Genomic DNA, 18,046 nt, shown 5'->3' with positions numbered 1-18,046 from the left:
CGAGCAGGCCGTCTCCGAGCGCATCCGGCGCGGCCTGGACTCGGTGTTGGCTGAAACCATCGCGAGCGATACCCCCGGGCTGGCGTCGACGCCGAACCGCTCGAACGACGCCGAGTCGGCCGCTCTCGACAACGGGGACTGAGCCGAAAGCCGGAACGGAAACCCGGGAGATGGCGGGTTAGAAGAACTGTTCGACGCTGTCAGCGACTTCCTCTGGCGTGTCTCCGACGGGAACGCCTGCCTCGTTGAGAGCGGTGATTTTCGACTCCGCCGTCCCGGTGCCGCTGCCGGAGACGATGGCGCCAGCGTGGCCCATCCGCTTGCCCGGCGGGGCGGTGCGGCCGGCGATGAAGCCGGCGACGGGCGTATGCATCTGCTCGTCGATGTACGCGGCGGCCCGCTCCTCGTCCTCGCCGCCGATCTCGCCGCACATCACGACAGCCTCCGTTTCGTCGTCCGCCTCGAACAGTTCCAGGGCGTCGATGAACGACGTGCCGATAATCGGGTCGCCCCCGATACCGACCGCGGTGGTCTGCCCGATACCGCGGCTGGTGAGGCTGTCGACGACCTGGTAGGTCAGGGTGCCAGAGCGGGAGACGAGCCCGACGTTACCGTCGGAGAAGATGTTGCCCGGCAGGATGCCCAGTTTCGCCTCGCCGGGAGTGATGAGCCCCGGACAGTTCGGCCCGATAAGCCGGGTGTCGACCTCAGTCAGTCGCTTGTTCACCTTGGACATGTCCTGGGTGGGAACGCCTTCGGTGATGGCGACGGCGAGGGAAAGCGGCGCGTCGAGCGCCTCGAAGATGGCGTCGGCAGCGAACGCCGGCGGAACGAAGATGACCGACGCGTCGGCGTCCTCCTCGACGGCGGCCTCCTCGACCGTGTTGTACACCGGAACACCAGCGGCCTCCTGCCCGCCTTTGCCCGGGACGGCACCGGCGACCACGTTGGTGCCGTACTCCATCATCTGGTCGGCGTGGAACTTCCCTTCCCCGCCGGTGATGCCCTGTACCACGACGCGGGTGTCGTCGTCGACGAGAATACTCACGCGAACCACCTCGTGGTGAGCGTGAGGCTATCGTGCGTGGGTGAGCGAGCCATGCGAACGAACGAACGAACGATTGAACTCATTTGTTCACCTCCTCAGCGTCAGCAACCGCCCGCTGGACCGCCGCCTCCAGCGTCTCCTCGACCTGGACGAGGTCGGTGTTCAGGACCGCCATTCCCTCGGCCGCGCGGGTGCCCGCGAGCCGAACTGTCACTGGTTTCGGGATCTCGTCGAACTGCTCCAGGGCCTCGTTGATCCCCCGGGCCACCTCGTCGCCCCTGGTGATGCCGCCGAAGATGTTGAAGACGACCGAGTCGACGTTCTCGTCGGAGAACACCATGTCAAGCGCCTGCGTCACGCGCTCGGCCTTGGCGCCGCCGCCGATGTCGAGGAAGTTGGCGGGTTCGCCGCCGTAGTAGTCGACCAGGTCGAGCGTCGTCATCACCAGCCCCGCACCGTTGCCGATGATGCCGACGTTGCCCGAGAGCCGGACGTAGTCGAAGCCGTACTCGCCGGCCTTGCGCTCGAGGTCGCTCTGGTAGCTCTCCTCGGCCATGTCGGCGAGTTCTGGCTGGCGGAACAGCGCGTCGTCGTCGATGTTCATCACGGCGTCGGCCGCGACCACGCCGTCGTCGGCCGTGATCATCACGGGATTGACCTCGATGTCGGAGGCGTCGTGTTTCTCGTAGAGGTCGAACAGCGTCGAGAGGATGCTCGACACGTCGCGGGCGAACTGCTGCTCGACGCCGGCGTCGTAGACGGCCTTCCGGGACTCGAAGGGGTGCATCCCGAACGCGGGATCGATATGCTCGCGAGCGATGGCCTCGGGCTGCTCCTCGGCGACCTGCTCGATATCGACGCCGCCCTCGGTCGACACCATCGCAACTGGCTCACCGGCGGTCCGGTCCATCGTGATGCCGACGTAGAGTTCGTCGACGAAATCGACGCCCTTCTCGACAAGCAGTTTGTCGACGGTGTAGCCTTTGAGGTCCATCCCGAGGATATCCTCGGCGGCCTCGCGGGCCTCCGCCTCGCTCTCGACGATCTTGATTCCGCCAGCTTTCCCCCGGCCGCCGACGTGGACCTGCGCTTTCACCGCAGCGGGGAAGCCGAGCTCCCCGACCGCATCCACGACCTCCTCCGGCGTCGAGGCGAGCGTGGACGCCGGGACGGGGATGCCGGCCTCCTCGAAGATTTCCTTCGCCTGGTACTCGTGTAGCTTCATCGTGCGTCTGAAATGGGGGGCGTCCTCCGCATAAATCCCGTCGATACGTGGGTCGCCGCCCCTGGCCCGACTGCCGGAACCGACGCCCCCTTGTGCGCGGCGGGGTTTCGGCCGGTCATGGCTGAGACGCTCGCTGCACCGCCGGTGGTGTACGCCCTCGCGCTCGTCCCAGCGCTGCTGTGGGGGTTCTCACCGATACTCTCCAAGCGCGGGATGGCTGCGGGCGGGAGTTCGCTGCAGGCGTCGCTGGTAGTCGTGCTCGTCGATAGCTCGCTCTATCTTGTCGCGCTCGCCGTGCTGCGGGGCGGCGGCGCGTTCTCGGGGCTGACGACGGAGACCCTCGTCGTCTTCCTGCTGGCCGGCGTGTTCGGGACGGCACTGGGTCGGCTGGCGACGTTCACCGGCGTCGACCGGGTGGGCGCGAGCGTCAACAGCGCCGGCGTCTCGGCGCGGCCGCTGTTCGCCACGATACTCGCGGTGCTCTTTCTCGGCGAGGCGGCGGCGCTGTCGACGGCTGTCGGCGTCGTCGTGCTGGTTATCGGGCTCGCCACGCTCGCGCTGGCGAAAGGCGGCGACATCAGCGGCTGGGAGCCCTACGAACTGCTCTTTCCTATCGCTGCGGCGGGCTGTTTCGCGATCGGCAACGTGCTCCGGCGCTACGGCCTGACGAGTTCCGACGTGACATCGCTGGAAGCGGTGGCGTTGAACGAACTGGCGGCGCTGGTTGTGCTGTTCGGCTACGCGGTGGCCGGCGGGCGCCTGGGCGAAATCCGCAACTCGCCGCGGGAGACCTGGGGCTACTTCGCCGGCAGCGGCGTCATCACCGCCGTCGCCCTGCTCTCGCTATTCGCCGCCTTTCGGCATCCGGAGGGGACGGTCGCCGTCGTCGACCCGCTGGCGGCGACGGCGCCGCTGTTCACCACCGTCTTCGCGTACTTCCTGCTCGGTGACCTCGAACGGGTGACCCGCGGGGTCGTGCTGGGGGCCGCACTTGTGGTGCTCGGCGTCGCGCTGGTCACCTCCGGACCGGCGCTGCTCGCGGCGTTCGGGCTGTAACACAGGAGGACGATCACCCACGAGCGACCGGGGGCGAGCGCACGAGCAGCTGGCTACACCGAATCACCACCACGAATTAAAGCGTCCTCGGCACGTGTGTAGCCCATGGCCAAATATTCGACCGGAAGCGGCGGGGGCGGCGACGACGGCGACGCCTGCGAGCTCTGCGGGAGCGAGACGGCGTCGCTCAGAAAGGCGAACGTCGCCGGCGCCGAACTGCTGGTCTGTGCTGACTGCGAGCCGATGGGGGAGAACCGCCACACGGACCGCAAGAAACGCGAGAAGCAGGGCGGGACGCGCGACAATCAGCCCGCGAACCGCAAGAAGCGGGCCGCCCGCAACACCGCGAAGGTGATGGACGCCAGTGGCGGCACCGACGACTGGGTGGAGAACACGGAGTACGATGGCGACAGCCTCCCCTACCTCGTCTCGGGGTACGGCGATGAGGTCACGGAGGCTCGCCAGGCTGAGGGGCTCACCATCGAGGAGGTCGCCGAGGAGGTCGAGATCGATGAGTCCGACCTCCTCGCCGTGGAGGAGGGCCGCGCGATCCGTGCGGACGTCGGCGGCTCCGTCATCGGGAAGTTACAACAGCGCTTCGATATCCAACTGGCCGAATCGTAGCTCCCCACGAGGCGCCACGCGACCAGGCAGCCGCGCCCTTTTTGCTCCCCGGGTAATATCCGACGGCTATGCAATCGCTCGCGCCCGACAACCCCGACACCCTCTCGTTCGACACCGAAGTCGCCTCCGTCGACGGCGCCAACGTGGTGCTCGAGGAAACCTACTTCTACGCCGAGAGCGGCGGCCAGCCCGCCGATTCCGGCGTCATCGACGATATCGAGGTCGTCGACGTCCAGGAGTACCCGTTCGGCGTCGTCCACGCGCTCGCTGACGAAGACCATGGCCTCGCGGCCGGCGAGACGGTCCACTGCGTCGTCGACGCCGCGTTCCGTACCTACTGTCGGCGGGCTCACACCGCTAGCCACGTGCTGTTCGGGGCGGGCCGGCGCGTGCTCGAGGACGTCGGCTACGCCGGCTTCGACATCGACGCCGAGAAAGTGCGAGTGGATTTCACCGCCGACTCCGACATCACCGACGAGCGGCTGGTCGAGATGGAGCGGCTGGCCAACCGCGCCGTCTGGGACTCCCTCCCCGTTACCTGGGAGTACCAGTCCCCAGAGACCGCGCGCGATCGCGAGGAGGTGGCGTTCAACACCAAAACCGAAGAGGGCGTGATGAGCGAGGCCGACGAAGTGCGCGTCGTCACCGTCGAGGGCTGGGACGTGGCGGCCTGCGGCGGCACGCACCTCCGGAACACCGAGGAGATCGGTCCGATTCGCGTGCTCGACCGGTCGAACCCCGGTGAGGGTGCGACACGTGTCGAGTTCGCCGTCGGCCCGGTCGGCATCGACACCGCCGCCGAATCCCACGGGGCCGCCCGCGCCGCCGCGGCCGAACTGGACGTCGCCATCCCCGGGGTTCCAGACGCTGTCGGCCGGCTCAAAGCCGAGCGCGACGAACTCCAGGGCGAAGTCCGAGAGCTCAAAGCCGAACTACTGGAGCACCGGCTGGCCGACCTGGAGCCGGTCGAACGCGATGGTGAGTCGTGGCTCGTCGGCGCCGTGGAGGGATTCTCTCCCAACGATCTCCAGGGGGACCTGCAGGAACTCGCCGGCGATGAGGCTAACGTGGTTGCCGTCGCCGGTAGCTCTGGCGAGACGTTCGTCGTCGTCGCCACCGACGGCTCGGAGGACGCCAACGAGATTGTCGGCGACGTGACCGAGGAGTTCGGCGGCGGCGGTGGCGGCGGGCCGACGTTCGCCCAGGGCGGCGGTATTCCGGTGTCGCCGATGGAACTGGTCGGCTACCTGCGGGAGTGAGAAGATACAGCGCGTGGGGAGACCCGAGCAGGCCGCCCGAGTCGGACCGCTTTTGCGCCGGCGGGACCAGAACTGGATATGGAGCTTCGTACAGACTCCGCCCTGACGGCGGAGCAGCGCGCGATTCGCGACGTGGTCCACGAGTTCGCCGTCGAGGAACTCCGACCCGCCGCCCAGGAGGCCGACGCCGAGGAGTCATTCCCCGAGGAGGCGTGGGACGGCCTCGCCGAACTCGACATCACCGGACTGACCGTCCCCGAGGAGTACGGCGGCTTCGACGCCGACAGCGGCACCTACGCCGTCGTGAACGAGGCGATCGCCTACGGCCACCTCGCGGTGGCGACGGCGCTCTCGGTTCACTGTCTGGCCACCTCCTGCATCGCGGAGTTCGGCAGCGACGAGGTCAAAGCGGAGTGGCTCCCAGAGATGGTCGACGGCCGCCCCGTCGGCGCGTTCTGTCTCTCGGAACCCGGCGCGGGCTCGAACCCCGCGGAGATGACGACCACCGCTGAGCCGACCGAAGACGGCTACGTCATCGACGGCGAGAAGCAGTGGATCACCAACGGCGAGCGCGCGGGCGTCTACATCGTCTTCGCCAAAACCGAGCCCGAAGACCGGGGCTCCATCACGCAGTTCCTCGTCCCGGGCGACTACGACGGCGTCGAAGTCGGGAAGAAGGAGCACAAACTCGGGCTGCGCGCCAGCGACACCACCGGGATGACGTTCGACGACGTCGAGATTCCCGAGAAATATCGCCTCACTCCGGAGGGCAAGGGGCTCTCGGCGGCGTTCCGTATCCTCACCGGCGGGCGGCTCGGCATCGCCTCGCAGGCGGTGGGACTGGCCCAGGCCGCACTCGACGAAGCCATCGAGTACGCCGGCGACCGCGAACAGTTCGGCAAGCCAATCGGCGACATCCAGACCATCCGGCACAAAATCGCCGACATGGCAACACAGGTCCAGGCCGCGCGCCTGCTCTGCCGGGAGACGGCCCGCATGGCCGACAACGGCGAGGACCCGCGGGGCATCGCCTCGATGGCAAAATACTTCGCGAGCGAGGCCGCAATGGACGTGACCAACGAGGCGGTCCAGATCCACGGCGGCTACGGTTACATGTCGGAGTTCGACGTCGAGCGGTTCTACCGCGATGCGAAGATCACCACCATCTACGAGGGAACCAGCGAGATTCAGAAAACCATCATCGCGCGGGACCTGCTGGAGTAGCGCACTGCCCCCGTTTTCCACCGCCCAACCAGCACGACCGTTTTCAGCACGGAACCCCTCCCCTGAGCTATGCAGGACCCCACGGAAACACGGCCGGTCGTCTACGACCTCGACGGCACGCTCGTCCGCCTCCCCGTCGACTGGGGCGCCGCCGCCGAGGACGCCGCCGAGGCACTCCGCGACGCCGGGGTCGACCCCGACGGCACGGATCTCTGGGGGCTGCTGGAACTCGCCAGCGAGACTGGCACTGTCGACGCCTTCGAAGCCGCCGTGGGCGCCCACGAGCGCGAGGCCGCCCGTGAGTCGGCTCGCCTGCCGCTGGCCAACGAACTCGCCGAGTCAACTGGCCCGGTGGGTGTCTGCTCGCTCAACTGCGAGGCGGCCTGCCGAGAGGCGCTGGCGGTCCACGGGCTCACGGACAGAGTCGACGCGGTCATCGGGCGGGACTCAGTGGCGACGCATAAACCCGACCCCGAGCCGCTGCTGGCGACGCTGTCCGCGATGGGCGTCGAGCCCGCGAGCGCGGAGTTCGTCGGCGACTCCGAGCGCGACGAGGTGGCCGCCAGGCGAGCCGGTGTATCGTTCCGCTGGGTCGAGTAATCAGTCGTCGGTACCGTCCGCCGCCGTCTCCACTGTCCCGCTCTCTATTTCTTCGTCACTCTGTTCTGAGTCCGCCTGCTCCTGCCTGTGCGCGTAGAGATACACCGCCGTGCCGGTGAGAATCCAGACCACCGCACCCACGCGAACCGCGAAGGAGAGGCGTGACCCCCAGTCCGGCAGCGTCGCCTGGGTCGAAAGCAGCGTCACGACGGGCGCGCCGACGATGATGGTGAGGACGAACGTCGTCTGCATCACCCAGCCGAAATCGACCCCGTCGGGGTCAGTGGTGCCGACGTGTTCGGGCATCAGAGACGGTCGAGGAACGAGGACAGCGCGGTGTTGAACGCCTCGGGCTGTTCGAGCATCGCGAGATGGGCAGCATCTTCGATGACTGCCAGCTCACAGTACGGAAGCTCCTCGGCCAGCGACTCGTGATAATACGGCGGCGTCAGCTTATCGTACTCGCCGACGACAGCGAGCGCGGGGCCCTCGATTTCGTCCAGCCGGTCGCGCACGTCGAACGCATGGCAGGTTCGGAAATCCCGCGTGGAGACGGCCTGTCCGGTCTCCCGGAGGGCTTCCTCGGTCAGTTCAGCGTACTCCGCATCAGGGCCGTGGAACAGCCGGTCGGGCCCCTGGAGGAACTCGATGGCCCGGTCGAAATCCGTCTTCAGCCAGACCAGCAGGTCATCGAGCACGGGCAGGCGCGGGCCCGTCCCTGCGAGCACCAGCCCGTCCAGGTCGAGGTCCCGATCCAGCGCAATCAGCATCGCGACAGCGCCGCCGAGCGAACTTCCACAGAGCACCCGGTCGCCGGTCTCTTCAGCGACAGCAACAACGTCGTCGGCATACGCCGAGAGCGTCTCGTAGCCGGATTCGGCCACGCAGCTCCCGCTCTCTCCATGGTCGCTGAGATCCACTGCCGTCACCGGCGTTCGGTCGGCGAGCCGGGCCTGGGCCTTCCACACCCGTCTGCTTCCCCCACTCCCGTGGATACAGAGAAGCCCCGGCCCGTCGTCGGTTCGCGCCGACCGACGGTATGCTGTCTCGCGTCCGTGGTGAGAAACCCGTTCCATACCAGTATCTCGCTGGGACCGGGCATAAATCCGCGGGACGCGTGTTGTTCGAGGCCGCCGCCACCCGTCGCTCCCACGAGTCCGCGGCTCCATCCCGCCCCAGCCCCAGGTCGTTCCGGGCCCGATGGCCGAGGGAATCGTCCGCTCCTGGAACCGAACCGCTACCCCACTTAGTTCGACAGTAGTCGCTTCCCTCATGCGATTAAGTGGCGGTAGGTTTATATAGTTAGGACGATTACTTGGAGTTAGCTAATGGATACTCACCAACGTAGCATCAGTGAGAAGCAGTTCGGCCGCGTCTACGAGTACGACGATAGCTTCGTCGTTGCACTCGACATGCGCGGGGTCGAGGGTGAGGTCACCGTCGACACCGTCGGGACGACGGCCATCGTCGTCGTCGAGAACGGCGACGACATCACCGAATCCGAGTTCGATCTCCCAGGTGAAGCCGAGGAAACGAGCGTGAACAACAGTGTACTCGCCATCGAGGTGCCGAAATGAAGCTCACAGTCAAACCGCTGAAACAGAAAGACGCCGGCCGCCGCCTCGCGGCGGTCGACCGAGTCGCCGCCGAGGAGATGGAGCTCTCCGGCGGTGATTTCATCCGCATCGAGGGGACACAGGGCACCGCAATCGCGCGAGTCTGGCCCGGCTACCCGGAGGACGACGGCACCGGCGTGGTGCGTATCGACGGCCGACTTCGCCAGGAGGCGAGTGTCGGTATCGACGACCGCGTCGAGGTCGACCCCGCCGACGTGAACCCCGCCGAACGGGTCACCGTCGCCCTTCCCCAGAACATGAACATCCGCGGCGACATCGGCGGCCTGCTCCGCAAGGAGCTCTCGGGCCAGCCGGTGACCGCCGGCCAGGACGTGCAGCTCCCACTCGGCTTCGGCTTCATGGGCGGGCAGGGGCAGGCAGTGCCGCTGAAGATCGCTGACACCACCCCGGATGGCACGGTGGTCATCACCGACAGCACGGAGGTGGAGATCAGCCAGCAGCCCGCAGAGCAGCTCCAGCAGACCGGCCCAACCGGGGCCGGCGCCGGTGACGGCGCCGAGATGCCCGACGTCACCTACGAGGACATCGGTGGGCTCGACAGGGAGCTCGAGCAGGTCCGTGAGATGATCGAACTGCCGATGCGCCACCCCGAGCTGTTCGGCCGGCTCGGTATCGAGCCGCCGAAGGGCGTGCTGCTGCACGGCCCGCCCGGCACGGGGAAGACGCTCATCGCGAAAGCTGTGGCCAACGAGATCGACGCCTCGTTCCACACGATCTCGGGCCCCGAGATCATGAGCAAGTACTACGGGGAGTCCGAGGAGCAGCTCCGTGAAGTGTTCGAGGAGGCCCAGGAGGAGGGCCCGGCCATCATCTTCATGGACGAGCTCGACTCCATCGCCCCCCAGCGTGACGAGGCCGGCGGCGACGTGGAGCGCCGTGTCGTCGCGCAGCTGCTCTCGCTGATGGACGGCCTGGAGGAGCGCGGCGAACTCGTCGTCATCGGCGCCACGAACCGCCTCGACGCCATCGACCCCGCGCTCCGCCGTGGCGGGCGCTTCGACCGCGAGATCGAGATCGGCGTGCCCGACACCAACGGCCGCGAGGAGATCCTGCAGGTCCACACGCGCAACATGCCGCTTGCAGACGACGTGGATCTCGACCAGCTCGCCGAGAACACCCACGGCTTCGTCGGCGCCGACCTGGCGTCGCTGGCCAAGGAGTCGGCGATGATCGCGCTCCGGCGCTTCCGTCCGGAGCTCGACCTGGAGGCTGACGAGATCGACGCCGAGACGCTCGAACGCCTCGACGTCACCGAGGAGGACTTCAAGGAGGCGCTGCGGGGGATCGAGCCCAGCGCGCTCCGGGAGGTGTTCGTCGAAGTCCCCGACGTCACCTGGACGGACGTGGGTGGTCTCGAGGGCACCAAGGAGCGCCTGCGCGAGACGATCCAGTGGCCACTCGACTACCCCGATGTGTTTGAACAGATGGACGTCGAGAGCGCGAAAGGCGTGCTGCTCTACGGTCCGCCCGGCACCGGGAAGACGCTGCTGGCGAAGGCCGTGGCCAACGAGGCCGAGAGCAACTTCATCTCCGTGAAAGGGCCGGAGCTGCTCGACAAGTACGTCGGCGAGTCCGAGAAGGGCGTTCGCGAGATCTTCAGCAAGGCTCGTGAGAACGCCCCAACGGTGGTGTTCTTCGACGAGATCGACGCCATCGCGACCGAGCGCGGTCGTAACACCGGCGACTCCGGCGTCAGCGAGCGCGTGGTTAGCCAGCTGCTGACTGAACTCGACGGCCTCGAAACGCTCGAGGACGTGGTCGTCGTCGCGACGACCAACCGCCCGGACCTCATCGACAGCGCGCTGATCCGCCCCGGTCGCCTGGACCGTCACGTCCACGTGCCGGTGCCCGACGAGGAGGCCCGCCGGGCAATCCTCGACGTCCACACGAAGCACAAGCCGCTGGCCGACGATGTCGATCTCGACGCGATCGCGATGCGAACCGAGGGCTACGTCGGCGCCGACCTCGAAGCGCTCGCCCGCGAGGCGTCGCTGAACGCCACCCGGGAGTTCATCAACAGCGTCGACCCCGAGGAGGCCGACACCAGCGTGGGCAACGTCCGCGTGACGATGCAGCACTTCGAACAGGCACTCGAGGAGGTCGTCCCCTCCGTCACGGACGAGGCCCGCGAGCAGTACGAGGAGATCGAAAAGCGGTTCCACCGCAGCGACGTCGAGCGGGAGGAGGAACCTATCGCCCGGACGTTCCAGTAAGCTCGACTACCCGTCGGGTTTCCTGTTTTAGCCCCTTTTGCTGCCCTCAACAGGAGAGATGTGTCGGTGGACGTGCTGGAGACAGCGCGTATATCTTGCGCAGAGTCTCCCCAGAGTCAGGCAGCGTGGCTCGGTCGAGTCGCCAGAGCGGGTGATACAGCATTCCGCCAAGCGACGTGGACTTCTCGGGGCTGCCGAGGACAGGATTTCCGTCGTTGCCCGGCAGACCGTCAGTCAGTGCTTCGGATTTGAATCCGCCGATCTGAATCGGCTTTGCGACACGCATCCGCACAGGAGCTGCTTGAGAAAACGGTATCTGCGGCACGGTCGTGCTGGCATAACACATTGCCGTCAGTGAGCAGGCGGCTCAGCGTCGATGGCTGGCTTCATTCTGGAGAGCGGAGAAAGCGCTGACGGCGTGGTTCTAACGCCGTGTTCCGGCAGCGACACTGTGGCTGGCCAGTCAGTACCGAGTTACCGAGCGGATCGTATGGCGAAACTGATATTATGCTCCAGAAACAACTCAAGATATGGCAGATACGGCCGACAAATCGACAGCCGAAGCAATTGAAGAGATTAGTACCGATGGCCTTGGGACTGCCGTACTAGCGTCAATGGGGTCCGTCGTGCTTGCGCTGTACTTCTATTACGTCCGTGGTGACAAACAGCGAGGACAGTTCGTCGGCTTGTGGCCCACCACGATACTCGCCCTGGCATCGTATTTCAAACTCGAAGAGATCAGGCAGGCCGTAGAAGAGATGAAAGACTGAGACGGGCACAGCCGCTGTTGATCGTCGCGGCGCCTGCAGACCTGCTGGCCTCGTCGAACCGCCCCGGAAAACGACCTTCTCGAACTGTGCTCGAATGCCGAACCTGCCAGCCGTCGGCTCGGCCGTGTGATGCGACGGTCGCGACTCCCGCTCACTGTCCGACGCGTTGCCTATGCCGTCACGCTGTGGGGCCGTCTCGGGTGTTCTTCCAATTCGAGTAAATCTCTATCAGGGCCAGCAGACTGAGCACAACCCCGGCAACAACCATCATCGTGTCCGAGTCAACGGAATCCATACCGTACAGTATGTCCTCTATCAATAAATCGTTCAGTGTCGAGCAAGCAGGCCTGCGTTGAAATTCTCAGACGGGAATACGCTTTCAGACCCCATATTGGAGAGTGTCTGCGTATCCTGCGCGGCTGTACAACCAGCACGTGACTTCTGACGGAATGTCGATACTTGACTTGTGGGCTCTTCCTGGTATTTTGAGCTGCCATTTTCTGAGAGGTTTTGGTCGCCTGCTGGGTAGAGTGCGGGTATACAGCATGCAGCTCTGAGTCCAAAAGTTGGAGTATTCGTGAAACGCTGAGTGTGAACGACGAACCCTGAGGCGGCCTACATTCCACGGGTCCAACTATCATCGGTACAGCTTATACTGCCGGACAGAAGTCAATACAGAGTTGCTCACCAGCCGCTAACTATCACACCAGGTGACGGCCGATTCACGGCGAGCGATAGTTGCATCGTTCTGTCCGGCAGTATTACGACCGGGGTTATCCGTCGGATAGCAGCGCAGCATCGCTCCCGTATACCCGCTCGGCAAAGAGCAGCGCAACCAGCGCAAACATGATAATCGCGTACGCGCCGGCGGCGAACAAGGCGTCCTCGAGCGTGGCGTACTCGCCGGTTCGAAAGATGATGACCTTCCTGACCATCGCTATGACACCGGTGTAGATTACGAGCTGGACGATTTGTCGGGTGTCGTTCTCTTCGACGTACGCAAGCACGGTCTGGTACACCTCGACGATAATCAGCAGGAGGAGTCCCGTGTCGATGAAGCTGATGACGACGAGCGGGTCGGTGATGCTGCCCGACCTCGCGGACCCGAGTATCTGGAGCATCAGATCGACGACGCCGATTGCGAAGAGTACGGCAAAAACGGTAGCGGCGGCCAACTCGATTCCGTGGACGAATCGGCCCATGATGAGTGAGTACCGTTCTGCCAACGACCGCGAAGGCCCGCCTTCGCCACTATCGGACGGGTTCTCTGGATGACGGGAGTTGTTATCACCGCTCATCTATGCAGTACGGCGTGTTCGTGTGGGGTAGCTGATTGCCCATCCACCGAGTTATACAGGCGTCCGACAGATATACTGTCGGTTGTAGGAGCGGAACCATCCGTAAACTACCCCACCCTACTCCCTCGGCGTATACGCGCCTCGGTGCTTGAGGGTGGGGCTTTAATGTGGACTCCCGGCAATCAGTCGCCAGCAATGGGCTAGTGACTCTCGCCGTTCAACGCCCCACCATTTATACGCAGGTCTGCTTCTGCGTCTCCGCTCCCCGACTTGGGCGGGGAACGGAGTTTGTGTGTCCGCTTCCGGCCGTACCGTAGCCCGATGTTCCTTGCGCCGTTGTAGTCCGCGTTGACGTCGTACCCGCACTTCTGGCATTCGAAGTGTTCTCCGTGGCTGTTGTCGTCGTGCGTGAACCCGCAGTCCGTTCGAGAACAGCGTTGGAACGTGTGGTCCGGCTCGACTTGCTCCACGGAGACGCCCTGATCGGGCGCTTTGTACTCGACAAACGTACTGGAGCAGGAGTCCGAGAGACCCTCGCTGTACAGCGATTCATTACTATTTTTTACTGATAGTATTAAACTAGAACGAATGCGGGATATTCAGTGCAGCCATGGCTATCCCCAGCAATACCGGTATTATGAGATCTCGATCTATGCAGAAGGTTTTATCTTTCAATGTGGTCTACAAGTTACCTATGACCGAGCCTTCCACGTTCAAATCGGCGTCACCCTCCTACGACATCTCCACGGTTGATTTCGACGACGATCGCTACGAGGTCAAGCAGTCAGCAATCCGGAACAAGTACGTCGTCCGCGACAGCGCTGGCGACGTCGTCCTGCGCGGGAAGCAGAAAATGTTCAAAATGAAAGAGGAGTTCCCGTTCCTCACCGGCGACGACGAGGACGCGTTCACGGTGAAGGCGGGCGGGATCATGGACATCGCAGGGAACTACGCCATCACGGATGCGGGCACCGGCGAAGAGGTCGTCGTCCTCGACGAGGACTTCTCGCTGTTCGTGGAGAACTGGACGGTTCGGGACCCCGATTCCGGGGAGTCGCTGGCGACCATCCGCTCAAAGAGCAAACCCCTCGCGGCGCTCCGGCATCTCATCTCCGTTGCGAACCTCATCCCGAATAAATACGAAATATTCGACGCCGACGGCGACCACGTCGGCGATATCGAGGGGAAGTTCTCGCTGCGGGACGCCTACACGGTCAGCATCGACGACGCCAGCAACGTCCCAAAAGAGGCGGTGATTGCCGCCGCGTGTATCCTCGACGCCCTCGAAAACCAGTAAGTGACCTCCCACACGCCGCGGCCACGCGGGTACTCTTCGGTTAGTTGAATGTATTGCGTTTGGCCGTCACTCCATCAGGGGAAAGCACAGCTGTTCTCCGGGTGTTACTCGCAGTCGGTGCAGGCATGACCGTCCCACTCGGCGTGATTCTTGGGTGCGTATACAGACCGGTCTACGCGGTTGGATGTCTCTTAGCGGCGCCAATTGCCGTTATATATGCCGTGTCGGGGGTACTGCTCCCGTGGAATGAACTTGTGTTCTACACGGCACGCAAGTACTCGCCGTGTTACTGGCTTTCCCTGTGCTTGGCGACCAACTTGCCACCGTCTTCCTCGGAGGGCCTGAACGATTGCTTCCTCGTCTCGGGCGAGAGACGCGTCCAGTTGGGCGAGCTGTGGCTCTTCGAGGAGGTCCGCGACCGAGAGGAAGTCGCGGATGACGTCGCCGTTGGCTCGGTTTGACGGGGTGACGTGGGCAATATGGTGTTTACAGGGTACCCGGTCTGATTCTATCGGTCATCAGTCGGGTTGGATACTAATCTCGGTCAAACCCGGGTTAACCCTGCGCGTTCGGCTGTGGAGTTCATCGAGAACGATGAATGGTTCTGCCGATCGGTATCCTGCTGGCCGGACGCCACTACCAAGACGACGTCGTTCTTCGGGCTGGGAACGCGGGAGGGGATGACGTTACAGCCCGACCTGTGTGAGACGAATCGTGAGTGGGTTCCGAACGGTCAGTCCTGATAGTTCTGCTGCCAGGGGCTAAGACGTTCAAATGCAGCACTCGCCGCTAACACGGTCGTATCCGCGTGACGGCCACCAACGATCTGCATGCCAATTGGGAGATTTTCGCCGGTGAACCCACAGGGAATAGATGCGACTGGATGTCCGGACATATTAAACGGTGTACAGAGAGTCCAGCCATCGCGTGGATCGATTTCTTCGCCAGCAACCTCACCAGGGCCCACGAGGATGTCGTTCGAAAAGATGTCCGGGTCGTCATTATCGAACGGAGGAACGGCCAAAGTCGGGGTAACCAATAGATCGTAGTCATCGAAAATGGATTGAATCGTGTCGAACACCGCAGTGCGGATGAGTTCCAGTGATCGGTAGTCCACAGCGCTCAACTCTTCACCATGCCGAATGGACTTGGCTATCTCGGGCGTCACGTCATCCATTCGCGCTGGGAGAGAGTCGATCTCACACGCCGCCTGATACGCGAAGTGTACATCGAACATCGTACCGAACGCATCCAGGATCTCCGCTCGAGAGTACTCGAATTCGAGTTCAGCTTCTTCTACCGTCGCTCCCGTTGCCGCTAAATCGGTCGTCGCAGATTCAACAGCTGACTGTACTCGCTCATCGATCGGGAACAGACCGAGATCCGGGGAGTATGCGATTTCCAGATCGTCGATGGGTTGACGAGTCGATTGGTGATAGCTACTCTCTGTCTCGGGCAAGGAGAAGGGGTCGTGTCGGCTGGGCCCAGCAAGAATATCCATCAGTAGTGCTGCATCTTCGACCGTCCGAGTGAGTGGTCCGACGTGAAGGAACGGCGTATGACGGACAAATTTATTCGGTGAACCAGCTGCCGGAATGCGGCCGAAAGAGGCCTTAAATCCATAAACACCGCAGAAAGAGGCCGGGATTCGAATAGATCCACCGCCGTCCGAGCCTTGAGCGATCGGCACCAACCCATCAGCAACTGCCGCTGCACTCCCCCCCGAGGACCCTCCTGCATTCTTTTCAGCATCAAATGGTGTGCTTGTCGGTCCGAAAAGATAGTTATCGGTAGTTCCTTCGAGACCGAATTCAGGTGCGTTGGTTTTGCCCAGCACGATGGCGCCTGCGTCTTTGAGACGACGGACGATCTCGCTATCTGCCTCGGGAACGTGGTCTTCGTACAGTTTTGAACCGAACGTTGTTCGTACACCTGCGACTGGCTGAAGATCTTTAATCCCAACGGGGACGCCATGTAAGGGGCCGACATCTTCGCCACGTTCCAGCGCGTCTTCTGCCTCTTGTGCGTGTTGTCGAGCTCGTTCGTCACAGACGGTGACGAACGCATTGATGCGGTCGTTTCTTTGTTCAATACGATCTACATATGCATCGACGACTTCAACCGGAGAGAGATCTCCTTGCCGGATTTTCACCGCTAATTCCGTGGCCGAATACTCATGGATTGCCATGACATGCCATGTATCCAGCCTGGTTATAAATCCTGAGGTCGACAGTTCTTCTAAATATTTCTGAAAAATTCCGAATAACACACAGGTATAAGCGTTAATCAAGGAAAAGGACAACGAGATAGAATCGAGATTCTGACCACTACTGCCATCTGTTGGCTCTACTGCAATCGACGGGTTCGAACGCCGGTGCGACCGGCGCGTCACGCAGACTCGGACGACGGGCTGACCGAAACTAAGCCCCATCAGTCCTGCTGGTGGTCGGTGCCGGTCTCCTCGTGGTCCTGCCGCTGGCCGCCTGCCCGCCCGTTGTGGCCGTCGCTCACGAGTTCCTCGAACTGGGCACTGTCCGCGCTCTCGCCGTCCTCGCCGGAGCCGCCGGTGCCGGCCCCCGCGCTCAGCTCCGAGATGCGCTCGCGGACCGCCCGGGCGACCGCGTGACGCTGAGCGGCCACGAGGAAACCATCAGCGAGGCGATGGCGTACTGCAGCGGTTGACTGGTTCGACTCTCGAACTCCGGGGACCGACCGCAACCGTGTTGTCGGGTGCGGACCGATATTGTGTAATGCCCGACCCGTCTCGACGCTCGATGCCAACCAGACGCGCCGTCCTCACTGGACTGTCTGCAGGCGCAACCGCCGCTATCGCGGGCTGCCTCGGTGGCGGCGAAGCCGACGAGGAGACGCCCGCAGACGCCATTGAGTCGCTTCCGACACCCGTCCAAGGGGCCGACGACGCGCCGGTGACGGTCGCCGTGTTCGAGGACTTCGCGTGCCCGCACTGTCGGACGTTCGCCGTCGACGTCCACCCCCGACTCGTTGACGAGTACGTCGACCCCGGTGACGTGCAGTACGAACACCACGACTTCCCCATCCCGGTCGACGACCGTTGGTCGTGGGAAGCCCCCGGGGCCGCCCGCGGAGTCCAGGACACCGTCGGCGACAGGGCGTTCTTCACGTTCACCCAACGGCTGTTCGAGGAAGGTTGGACGGACGGCTCTCCCACGTACTCGGAGTCACTCCTTCGTGACCTCGCCGGCGCCGTCGACGCTGACCCGGACACGGTAGTGACCGCCGCGAGCGAGGCACGCTACCGGCCAGTACTGGAGGCGGACCGCGAGGCCGGACTCGACCGTGGCGTCCAGGGAACCCCGAGCGTGTTCGTCGACGGGACGCTCATTGACCGGCCGGACTATGCGACGATCTCGTCGGCGATCGAGGACAGACGGTGATCTCAGGGGGGACTGCCGCCACTACGAGGAGGCGTCGGTCACCAGCAGCCACAGGAATGCGAACAGCGCCACAATCTCGGAGGACACCGTCGCGAAGTCGAGCGGCTGGAACAAGTGCTGATCGGAGCGCAGGATCCCATCCTGGCACTGCCTAGTTAGCGATCTCCTCAGCTGGCGTTTGATTACGACCGGGGGTTCGAAACCGACGCTTGATTGGTGACGAGAACCACGAGTTGACGAAGATTCGATCCAAAACTCGTCTATCCTCCGGGGTTGTGCAGCTTCCAAGGCGCGACAAAAGTTGAGACTGATCGTCTCACTGCATACGGTCTCATCCAGATTGGTTTTGCTCCAAGAATCACCGAGTGACCCTGCAGTA

The 18,046-nt window shown here is 63.7% G+C and carries 18 protein-coding genes and 1 pseudogene; 11 read left to right on the top strand and 8 right to left on the bottom strand.

Features of this window, described 5'->3' with window-relative positions; genetic code table 11:
* Positions 1 to 178: 178 nt before the first annotated feature.
* On the bottom strand, positions 179 to 1,048 hold the full coding sequence (sucD, locus tag V5A38_RS10365; protein ID WP_332325689.1) for a succinate--CoA ligase subunit alpha: 870 nt from the start codon (positions 1,046 to 1,048) through the stop codon (positions 179 to 181).
* A gap of 79 nt (positions 1,049 to 1,127) precedes the next feature.
* On the bottom strand, positions 1,128 to 2,273 hold the full coding sequence (sucC, locus tag V5A38_RS10360) for an ADP-forming succinate--CoA ligase subunit beta (RefSeq protein ID WP_332325688.1): 1,146 nt from the start codon (positions 2,271 to 2,273) through the stop codon (positions 1,128 to 1,130).
* Positions 2,274 to 2,390: 117 nt separating this feature from the next.
* Between sucC and V5A38_RS10355 the strand changes: the two genes are divergently transcribed.
* From V5A38_RS10355 to V5A38_RS10335, 5 genes are all read left to right on the top strand, one after another.
* Positions 2,391 to 3,329 carry a DMT family transporter gene (locus V5A38_RS10355; protein ID WP_332325687.1) on the top strand — a complete coding sequence of 313 codons (939 nt, stop codon included), beginning with the start codon at positions 2,391 to 2,393 and terminating at the stop codon, positions 3,327 to 3,329.
* A gap of 105 nt (positions 3,330 to 3,434) precedes the next feature.
* Positions 3,435 to 3,953 (top strand): transcriptional regulator, encoded by a 519-nt coding sequence (locus V5A38_RS10350; RefSeq protein ID WP_332325686.1) that lies wholly within the window; start codon positions 3,435 to 3,437, stop codon positions 3,951 to 3,953.
* 68 nt (positions 3,954 to 4,021) lie between these two features.
* Positions 4,022 to 5,212, top strand: a complete 1,191-nt coding sequence (locus V5A38_RS10345) for an alanine--tRNA ligase-related protein (RefSeq protein WP_332325685.1) — start codon at positions 4,022 to 4,024, stop codon at positions 5,210 to 5,212.
* A 78-nt stretch (positions 5,213 to 5,290) separates the two neighbouring features.
* The gene (locus V5A38_RS10340) at positions 5,291 to 6,436 is read left to right on the top strand and encodes an acyl-CoA dehydrogenase family protein (RefSeq protein ID WP_332325684.1); all 1,146 of its coding nucleotides are present in this window, start codon (positions 5,291 to 5,293) and stop codon (positions 6,434 to 6,436) included.
* Between the two features lie 69 nt (positions 6,437 to 6,505).
* Positions 6,506 to 7,036 (top strand): HAD hydrolase-like protein, encoded by a 531-nt coding sequence (locus V5A38_RS10335; protein WP_332325683.1) that lies wholly within the window; start codon positions 6,506 to 6,508, stop codon positions 7,034 to 7,036.
* On the opposite strand, the gene V5A38_RS10330 is transcribed toward V5A38_RS10335, so the two are convergent.
* Positions 7,037 to 7,342, bottom strand: a complete 306-nt coding sequence (locus V5A38_RS10330) for a DUF5822 domain-containing protein (RefSeq protein WP_332325682.1) — start codon at positions 7,340 to 7,342, stop codon at positions 7,037 to 7,039.
* Positions 7,342 to 8,112: an alpha/beta hydrolase gene (locus V5A38_RS10325; RefSeq protein WP_332325681.1), complete on the bottom strand. Its 771-nt coding sequence runs from the start codon at positions 8,110 to 8,112 to the stop codon at positions 7,342 to 7,344. Before V5A38_RS10325 ends, V5A38_RS10330 begins: the two co-directional genes overlap by 1 nt.
* A 252-nt stretch (positions 8,113 to 8,364) precedes the next feature.
* Between V5A38_RS10325 and V5A38_RS10320 the strand changes: the two genes are divergently transcribed.
* The 3 genes from V5A38_RS10320 (at position 8,365) to V5A38_RS10310 (ending at position 11,656) form a co-directional block, all read left to right on the top strand.
* Positions 8,365 to 8,613, top strand: a complete 249-nt coding sequence (locus V5A38_RS10320) for an Hsp20/alpha crystallin family protein (RefSeq protein ID WP_332325680.1) — start codon at positions 8,365 to 8,367, stop codon at positions 8,611 to 8,613.
* Positions 8,610 to 10,886, top strand: coding sequence for a CDC48 family AAA ATPase (locus V5A38_RS10315; protein WP_332325679.1), 2,277 nt, complete (start codon positions 8,610 to 8,612; stop codon positions 10,884 to 10,886). Before V5A38_RS10320 ends, V5A38_RS10315 begins: the two co-directional genes overlap by 4 nt.
* Positions 10,887 to 11,416: 530 nt before the next feature.
* Positions 11,417 to 11,656 carry a hypothetical protein gene (locus V5A38_RS10310; RefSeq protein WP_332325678.1) on the top strand — a complete coding sequence of 80 codons (240 nt, stop codon included), beginning with the start codon at positions 11,417 to 11,419 and terminating at the stop codon, positions 11,654 to 11,656.
* A 773-nt stretch (positions 11,657 to 12,429) separates the two neighbouring features.
* Here V5A38_RS10310 and V5A38_RS10305 read toward each other — a convergent pair.
* Together V5A38_RS10305 and V5A38_RS10300 are read right to left on the bottom strand one after the other, a co-directional pair.
* Positions 12,430 to 12,858: a phosphate-starvation-inducible PsiE family protein gene (locus V5A38_RS10305; RefSeq protein WP_345786283.1), complete on the bottom strand. Its 429-nt coding sequence runs from the start codon at positions 12,856 to 12,858 to the stop codon at positions 12,430 to 12,432.
* Positions 12,859 to 13,154: 296 nt separating this feature from the next.
* Positions 13,155 to 13,460 (bottom strand): annotated as a pseudogene (locus V5A38_RS10300) (zinc ribbon domain-containing protein); the annotation flags it as partial.
* Between the two features lie 188 nt (positions 13,461 to 13,648).
* On the opposite strand from V5A38_RS10300, the gene V5A38_RS10295 reads away from it, so the two are divergent.
* Together V5A38_RS10295 and V5A38_RS10290 are read left to right on the top strand one after the other, a co-directional pair.
* On the top strand, positions 13,649 to 14,251 hold the full coding sequence (locus V5A38_RS10295) for a hypothetical protein (RefSeq protein ID WP_332325676.1): 603 nt from the start codon (positions 13,649 to 13,651) through the stop codon (positions 14,249 to 14,251).
* A 125-nt stretch (positions 14,252 to 14,376) separates the two neighbouring features.
* The gene (locus tag V5A38_RS10290) at positions 14,377 to 14,712 is read left to right on the top strand and encodes a hypothetical protein (RefSeq protein WP_332325675.1); all 336 of its coding nucleotides are present in this window, start codon (positions 14,377 to 14,379) and stop codon (positions 14,710 to 14,712) included.
* Between the two features lie 272 nt (positions 14,713 to 14,984).
* Here the strand turns inward: V5A38_RS10290 and V5A38_RS10285 are convergent, their stop codons facing one another.
* Positions 14,985 to 16,439: an amidase gene (locus V5A38_RS10285; RefSeq protein WP_332325674.1), complete on the bottom strand. Its 1,455-nt coding sequence runs from the start codon at positions 16,437 to 16,439 to the stop codon at positions 14,985 to 14,987.
* A gap of 242 nt (positions 16,440 to 16,681) precedes the next feature.
* The gene (locus tag V5A38_RS10280; RefSeq protein ID WP_332325673.1) at positions 16,682 to 16,891 is read right to left on the bottom strand and encodes a hypothetical protein; all 210 of its coding nucleotides are present in this window, start codon (positions 16,889 to 16,891) and stop codon (positions 16,682 to 16,684) included.
* Between the two features lie 110 nt (positions 16,892 to 17,001).
* On the opposite strand from V5A38_RS10280, the gene V5A38_RS10275 reads away from it, so the two are divergent.
* The gene (locus tag V5A38_RS10275; protein WP_332325672.1) at positions 17,002 to 17,667 is read left to right on the top strand and encodes a thioredoxin domain-containing protein; all 666 of its coding nucleotides are present in this window, start codon (positions 17,002 to 17,004) and stop codon (positions 17,665 to 17,667) included.
* The last annotated feature ends 379 nt before the right edge of the window (positions 17,668 to 18,046 follow it).

This window comes from Halolamina sp. (assembly GCF_036626355.1).
Lineage (GTDB): Archaea > Halobacteriota > Halobacteria > Halobacteriales > Haloferacaceae > Halolamina.
This window is presented reverse-complemented; position numbering and strand designations above follow the sequence as displayed.

What these genes read in the sequence shown, in the direction of transcription:
- sucC (WP_332325688.1), bottom strand. Translation starts at nt 2,273, where the DNA reads ATGAAGCTACACGAGTACCAGGCGAAGGAAATCTTCGAGGAGGCCGGC.
- V5A38_RS10355 (WP_332325687.1), top strand. Translation starts at nt 2,391, where the DNA reads ATGGCTGAGACGCTCGCTGCACCGCCGGTGGTGTACGCCCTCGCGCTC.
- V5A38_RS10350 (WP_332325686.1), top strand. Translation starts at nt 3,435, where the DNA reads ATGGCCAAATATTCGACCGGAAGCGGCGGGGGCGGCGACGACGGCGAC.
- V5A38_RS10345 (WP_332325685.1), top strand. Translation starts at nt 4,022, where the DNA reads ATGCAATCGCTCGCGCCCGACAACCCCGACACCCTCTCGTTCGACACC.
- V5A38_RS10340 (WP_332325684.1), top strand. Translation starts at nt 5,291, where the DNA reads ATGGAGCTTCGTACAGACTCCGCCCTGACGGCGGAGCAGCGCGCGATT.
- V5A38_RS10335 (WP_332325683.1), top strand. Translation starts at nt 6,506, where the DNA reads ATGCAGGACCCCACGGAAACACGGCCGGTCGTCTACGACCTCGACGGC.
- V5A38_RS10330 (WP_332325682.1), bottom strand. Translation starts at nt 7,342, where the DNA reads ATGCCCGAACACGTCGGCACCACTGACCCCGACGGGGTCGATTTCGGC.
- V5A38_RS10325 (WP_332325681.1), bottom strand. Translation starts at nt 8,112, where the DNA reads ATGGAACGGGTTTCTCACCACGGACGCGAGACAGCATACCGTCGGTCG.
- V5A38_RS10320 (WP_332325680.1), top strand. Translation starts at nt 8,365, where the DNA reads ATGGATACTCACCAACGTAGCATCAGTGAGAAGCAGTTCGGCCGCGTC.
- V5A38_RS10315 (WP_332325679.1), top strand. Translation starts at nt 8,610, where the DNA reads ATGAAGCTCACAGTCAAACCGCTGAAACAGAAAGACGCCGGCCGCCGC.
- V5A38_RS10310 (WP_332325678.1), top strand. Translation starts at nt 11,417, where the DNA reads ATGGCAGATACGGCCGACAAATCGACAGCCGAAGCAATTGAAGAGATT.
- V5A38_RS10305 (WP_345786283.1), bottom strand. Translation starts at nt 12,858, where the DNA reads ATGGGCCGATTCGTCCACGGAATCGAGTTGGCCGCCGCTACCGTTTTT.
- V5A38_RS10295 (WP_332325676.1), top strand. Translation starts at nt 13,649, where the DNA reads ATGACCGAGCCTTCCACGTTCAAATCGGCGTCACCCTCCTACGACATC.
- V5A38_RS10290 (WP_332325675.1), top strand. Translation starts at nt 14,377, where the DNA reads ATGACCGTCCCACTCGGCGTGATTCTTGGGTGCGTATACAGACCGGTC.
- V5A38_RS10285 (WP_332325674.1), bottom strand. Translation starts at nt 16,439, where the DNA reads ATGGCAATCCATGAGTATTCGGCCACGGAATTAGCGGTGAAAATCCGG.
- V5A38_RS10275 (WP_332325672.1), top strand. Translation starts at nt 17,002, where the DNA reads ATGCCCGACCCGTCTCGACGCTCGATGCCAACCAGACGCGCCGTCCTC.